The 4955-nt window shown below is 40.4% G+C and carries 4 protein-coding genes; all 4 read left to right on the top strand.

Annotation, left to right across the window (positions count from 1 at the left end; all coding sequences use genetic code 11):
- The coding region (locus tag WBN20_RS12095) for a hypothetical protein (RefSeq protein WP_424281865.1) at positions 1–1110 on the top strand (1110 nt) is incomplete at its 5' end.
- Between the two features lie 338 nt (positions 1111–1448).
- On the top strand, positions 1449–2927 hold the full coding sequence (locus tag WBN20_RS12090; protein ID WP_424281864.1) for a CotH kinase family protein: 1479 nt from the start codon (positions 1449–1451) through the stop codon (positions 2925–2927).
- 123 nt (positions 2928–3050) lie between these two features.
- A complete protein-coding gene (locus WBN20_RS12085) occupies positions 3051–4151 on the top strand; it encodes a sensor histidine kinase (protein WP_424270841.1) in 1101 nt (366 codons plus the stop codon).
- Entirely contained in the window at positions 4148–4864 is a 717-nt protein-coding gene (locus WBN20_RS12080) for a LytR/AlgR family response regulator transcription factor (RefSeq protein WP_424281863.1), read from the top strand. Before WBN20_RS12085 ends, WBN20_RS12080 begins: the two co-directional genes overlap by 4 nt.
- The last annotated feature ends 91 nt before the right edge of the window (positions 4865–4955 follow it).

The following is a 4955-nucleotide window of genomic DNA, read 5'->3' as shown; positions in this document are numbered from 1 at the left end:
TTCAAACCTAATGGCTTTCCTGTATGCGACCTTACCCACGATGGTACCATTATGGCCTATAAAATCGGGGCCAAGGTTACCGGAAAAGAGTGGAATGACGGTCATCCCGGTAAGGCCAAAAATCCAGCGGCTTGCTATGATGGCTGGGGGGATATGTTCGACCAAAAACCCTCAACTACAAGCGTTGAAATCCGCCACGATTTAGGTGTGGATATGAATTATATGGCCTATAGGAACGGTGGTTCCGGACAAATGGGGCCTCCAGGAATGGGAAATCAGAAGAACGAAGTAAAAGGAGGGCCTTATAGGCCAGAAGAGTTTTCCGAAAGAAGACCGGATGGACCTCAACCGGGCAGCAATGAAAGAAAGAGGCCTCCAAGAAAAAAAGGTGATGGAGCTCCCCCGGGAATGGGCGGCGCCATAGTTGGTGGATCATCGGCAGGCATGGCGATCCACAAGTCTGAGGGATTGGTGCCTATTAACGATCAATGCGAATCGAACATTCCCGGTCTGTATGCTGCCGGAGATGCTCTGGGCTCTTATATGGCCGGAGCCATTTACACACAGATTGGATCGTCCCTGGCTGGTTCGGCGGTGCAGGGAGGCGTGGCAGGAGAAGCCGCTGCCAAATATTCCAAAAGTTCAGAAAAGCCTTCTGTTTCAAAATCAACATGGGCAACAATAGAAGCCGAAATGCTAGCCCCTTTAAAAAGAGATGCTGGGTATAGCCCTGCCTGGGTGACCCAGACCTTGCAGGGTATCATGATCCCGAATTTCATTCTTTACATCAAAAAAGAAAACCTGATGAAAGGCGCTTTGGCCTATATCGAGGAATTACGGGACCATCATATGCCCATGCTGAGGGCCGCCAATTTACATGAATTACGATTGGCCCATGAAACCACCAATATGATCGTCAGTGCCGAAATGAAGCTAAAGGCATCCCTGATGCGAACAGAGAGCAGGTGCAGCCATTACCGACTGGATTATCCCGAAATGGACGATAAAAACTGGCAGGCATGGATCAATATTTATAAAGGTGAGGATGGCACCATGCAGTTTCAAAAACAGCCCTTTGGCCAATGGCCCAATGAAGCGGTCTTTACCTAAATAAAATAGTTTTCTTGTTGAGTTAGTTTTGAAGAGGGTGTCTAAAATGTAAGATTTTATTAGAATGTCATATTGAGCGCAGTCGAAATGCTTTGGTTATCAATATCTTTTGGTTTTCGATTGCCCTCAAACTGACAGCTTTAATTACTTTTTGGACACACTTTTTGTTATATGCCTCCTAACTTTTAATCTACTTACAAAATCAATAACCCCAACATCCGAAAAACTTGTTTAAAGAATTCTATTATTCATAGATAAAATACGGGTAAACGTTGATTTGAATTTTTATTCGGGCCAACCCACCATTTCTTTGTTTCATAATTTAAAAATTAATTACAATGAGATCAAGAACGTTAAACAATGCAATTATTGAAAAAGCAACATTTAGAATTTTAATCTTTCTGAGTGTTTTATTCCTGGGAGCTATGTTATTTACCAGTTGCTCTGATGATGATCCAATAACTGAAATCGACGATGATACATCTATAGTGGATGAAGACATCTCTACAGTTGACGATGCCGATTTTGTGCCAACAGATTGGACTTCAGAAACACATAGTAAAGATGCGGACCCAAACTTTGATGAAGTATTTGATAATACCACCGTAAAAAGATTTGATTTTGTAATCTCAGAAGAAAACTGGCAAAGCATGCTGGATGATATGACAAATCTATATGGCGAATTTGGCGCATCTACCGGAGGTGGTCCTGGAGGTGGTGGATTAATTGATACGGATGAGGATCCAATTTTTGTTCCCGGAGATGTTTATTACAATGATAAACAATGGTATAAAGTAGGTTTACGCTTTAAAGGAAACTCTAGTTTACAAGGCAGTTGGCAAGCCGGCATTTTAAAATTAGCCTTTAAGATGGACTTTGATGAGTATGAAGATGATTATCCGCAAATAGACAATCAGCGTTTTTATGGCTTTAAAAAATTCAGTCTTAAAAACAATTATGACGATACCTCTTTTTTGAGGGAAAAGGTTTCTGCAGATATCTTTGCAGATGCTGGCCTGGCAGTTTCCAATACTGCTTTTTATACATTGTATATAGATCATGGGGATGGTCCTGAATATTTTGGACTTTATACTTTGGTAGAAGAAATTGATAATACTGTGATAAAGACCCAATTTTCCAGTGATGATGGCAATCTATACAAACCTGAAGACTATGGGGCCAGCTTTATTGAAGGTACATTTAATGAAGATGGTTTTGAGAAAAAGACCAATGAGGATGAAGCCGATTGGAGTGACATTGAAGCCTTGTTCGCAGCCTTGCATGATGATACCCGAACCACAGATCCTGAAGCATGGAGAGCTGGTTTGGATGCTGTAATGGATACCGACGTATTTCTTCATTATCTGGCCCTAAATACTGTAATGCAAAATTGGGATACCTACGGTGTAATGCCACATAATTATTATCTATACAATAACCCGGATAATAATTTGCTCACCTGGATTCCCTGGGATAATAACGAAGCTTTACAAGAAGGTAAAATGCAAGGTTCTCTAAATTTGGATTTCTCGGATTTGGCCTCAAATGAGTGGCCTTTAATTGAGTATCTGTATGCAGATGAGGTGTATAAGGGGATTTATGATAATTACGTACAGGAAACTATTAATGGTGCATTTGAAACATCCTATATACAATCGGTCTATGCTGCCTATTCTTCCTTGATAGAACCTTATGTAACATTGGAAGTTGCTGGGTATACCTTTTTAAATAACAACAACGACTTTTATCAGTCAATTTCAACACTCGATCAACACGCTATAAGCAGAGCTTCGGCAGTCAGTCAATATCTGGATTAAGCCAGCTAGGCCTATTCCAGTTGTAATATCTTTGTTTGTGGTAACGGATTGCGTGCCACAAACAAAGCTGTTTTTTCGAATATTTGATGATTTAATACGTAATTTTCAATCTTGAAACCCGGTATGAAACAGTACAATTATAAATATTTTGAGCCTTTTATCATTTTCGCTCTTTGGATAATACTGTTCGCATCTCCCTTGTTGTTCGGTCAGTTTCAGGAGGGGATCGACTGGACGCATGTGTTGAATATTTGGAAAAACCATTTACCCCTGTTGTTGCTGTTTTTGGCCCATCGGTTTGTACTGATGCCCTATTTTTATTTTAAAGGCAAAAAAGTCAGCTATGCTATCATCACTTTGGCGCTAATTCTCACAGGGGCATCGCTTATATATGGGCTGGATACTCGATTAGACGAACCACCGCCTCCACCTCCGCCAGATAGGATGGAAAGGCCGATGGAAAAGCCCCCGGAAGATGTTTTGGGAAGTGACTTTCCGCCCCATGGGCCACCAGGGCAAAATAATCGGGGACCAATTCCTGCCTATGTCAATTTTATCATTTTGGCGATACTCATCGTAGGTTTTGATGCCGGCCTGCAAATATCGATGCGTTGGGCAAATCTGGAACAGGAAAAATTCAAGCTTCAAAAAGAAAGCGTGGAAAACCAGTTGGCCTTTTTAAGGAATCAGATCAGTCCCCATTTTTTTATGAATACCCTCAACAATATCCATGCCCTGGTCGATATAGATTCGGAAGAAGCCAAGCAATCCATTGTAAAGCTTTCCAATTTAATGCGGCATTTATTGTACGATTCCGAGGATAATCAAAACCCAATTAAAAAGGAAGTGGAGTTCATTCAAAGCTATATCGAACTCATGCAGCTCCGGTTTACCGATAAGGTCAGGATCGAAGTGGATATTCCCGCTGATATCCCGGATAAATCCGTTCCACCATTGCTGTTTACTTCATTGCTCGAGAATGCTTTTAAGCATGGCATTAGCTATACCCATCCTTCGTTTATAAAAATTGCGATGTCGTTTCCTGAAAACCGCTTAATCTTTAAAATAGAGAATAGCAATCATTTCAAAAAAACAGAAGTCCCATCGGGCATAGGCCTTGAAAATTCCAAGAAGCGTATGGATTTATTGTATAAAACAGCCTATGATCTAAACATTACAGAGACCAGGGAAAAATATACCGTAAATTTGAGTATTCCAATATGATACGAAGTATAACCATAGACGATGAGCCTCTTGCATTAAAGCAGATGGTCAGTTATATTGACAAAACCCCATTTCTGGAATTAATTGGGCAATTTGAAAGCGCTTTGCAGGCCATTACTTTTTTACAGGAAAATGAGGTGGATTTAATGTTTGTGGATATTAATATGCCGGACTTAAGTGGGATGGATTTTGTTAAATCGTTGAACAATCCTCCCAAAGTGATTTTTACGACGGCCTATAGTGAATATGCTCTGGAAGGATTTCGGGTCGATGCCATTGATTACCTGTTAAAGCCCATTGATTACTCCTTATTTTTAAAGGCATCAGAGAAAGCAAGGGAAAGGATACAACCCAAAGAAAATGAAAGTGCCGAGGTTCGAAGTGACGATAATTTTCTGTTTATAAAATCGGAATATAAGATCCTGCGCATTGTTTTGTCCGACATCAAATATATTGAAGGTATGCGTGAATATGTTCGTATTCATTTAGGCAATGAAAAACCAGTAATGACCCTAATGAGCATGAAAAAGATGGAGGAATATCTTCCCAAAACCAACTTTATGCGCGTTCACCGATCGTATATCGTAAACCTCGATAAGATTACCACTGTAGAACGCAACCGTATCGTTTTTGATGAGAAGGTCTATATCCCTGTTAGCGAACAATACAAGCCAAAATTTCAAAAATACCTGGATGATAATTTTTTAGTTTGATTAAACCAGAACATCAATAGGATCTAACACCTTTTTATGCCCTTTAGATGATGCCGCCGGAAAGAGAAGAATCCTTGCACTAGCAGAGGGT

The organism is Eudoraea sp., assembly GCF_049665975.1.
Classification (GTDB): domain Bacteria; phylum Bacteroidota; class Bacteroidia; order Flavobacteriales; family Flavobacteriaceae; genus Eudoraea.
Note: the sequence above shows the minus strand (reverse complement) of the source record. Positions and strands in the feature narration are given on the sequence as shown.